This is a genomic window from Bradyrhizobium sp. UFLA05-108 (assembly GCF_059803455.1).
Genome location: NZ_JBANAZ010000195.1, coordinates 1 through 1,306 on the forward strand (window position 1 = coordinate 1; position 1,306 = coordinate 1,306).

2 protein-coding genes are annotated in these 1,306 nt (G+C 48.5%); one reads left to right on the top strand and one right to left on the bottom strand.

Annotated elements, in window-relative coordinates:
* Positions 1–162: 162 nt before the first annotated feature.
* Positions 163–936, top strand: a complete 774-nt coding sequence (locus SO140_RS45895) for an ankyrin repeat domain-containing protein (protein WP_346424131.1) — start codon at positions 163–165, stop codon at positions 934–936.
* Positions 937–1,028: 92 nt separating this feature from the next.
* Here SO140_RS45895 and SO140_RS45900 read toward each other — a convergent pair.
* Positions 1,029–1,306: hypothetical protein (locus SO140_RS45900; protein ID WP_498544195.1), on the bottom strand; the 278-nt coding region annotated here is incomplete at its 5' end.

Sequence of the window (1,306 nt, forward strand, 5' to 3'; positions counted from 1 at the left end):
GGGGCAAAGGAAGCGCAGTAATTTCATCAACGCTGATCTGACAGCTGCCGATTATTTATACCGGGGCTGTCAGATTGCATCTGTTTTCCGATACACACGCTATAGACCACACAATAAAACTGATTGAAGAGACGCGGGTGTCACCATTCTCAGGGGGAGAATATGAACAGATTGATAATGGCAATAGCGCTACTGTTTACTGTCCTCATGGTGCAAGGATGCAACAAAAGCATGGAATATGAGCCACAGGATTTTTTTGAAGGCCGGCAGCTGGACATCGCACAGCTGATTTATGATGGCGATGAAGTGAAACTGAAAGAGAAGCTCCCCTCTATAAGCAAGGAAGAACTGAATCGACCGGTGAAAGCAGACATGACCCTGCTGTTTTGGTCGGTGCTAAACGCAATCTATGATAAAAATACGCCGAAAAGACTGAGGATTATTACTGACTTGGTTAAAGCGGGTGCAGACCCGTTGCAGCCCAGACCGGAAGGGGGAAGCAGCCCGGCGGAATTTGTCATGAAAGCCGACAAGGGAATTTGGATCAAGGCCATGCTCGACGGTGGTTTACCACCAAACGCAAAAGATAAGGTATTCAATCAACCCATTATATTCGAAGCATTAGAAGCGAAAAACCCTGAAACGTTAAAGGTGATGCTGGATTATGGTGCGGATATAAATACAATGGATTCATTGGGGAATACATTGTTAATAAACTCCCTAGACTATCGCTCGTTTGATCATACGATTCTTTTATTGGAGAGAGGTGCAGATAATAAAATCAAGGGTAAGTTTGGTTGGACTATGGGCAATCAGCTCCAGCGCTTTATAGATAGAGGGGTAGGCGATGCCGAGGATAAGGAGAAAATTAACAAGATAAAAGAGTTATTAATTAAAAACGGTGGAGACTGGCCTCCTCTACCTGTAGAGAATTGATACTCCCCTACGGCATGGATAGGTCGACGTCGAAGACATGTAATATGCCGCTCAGGGGCGAAATGGCAACCGCCCCTGCTCGCTCCGTGGGATTAACGCAATTCCTTCGCTATCGCGCTAAACATCAGCGACGCCTCCAGCGGTTGAGCGCTGAAAGAAGGCTCCGCCTGCGGCCAGGTAGACCACTGGACGATCACCAGATTCTCCGCCTGATTGACCATGATCATCTGGCCGAAGACCCCCAGCGCCCACAGGGAATGCTTGAGGGAGGCCTGCGGAACAGGCTCAACGTTGGTCGCATTCACCGGCACTTCGTTGTTCCACCATTGGAATCCGTAAATGCCGTTGGGATGCGCCGCCGACACCGAGC

Coding starts and splice junctions, on each gene's coding strand:
- SO140_RS45895 (WP_346424131.1), top strand. CDS start 163: ATGAACAGATTGATAATGGCAATAGCGCTACTGTTTACTGTCCTCATG.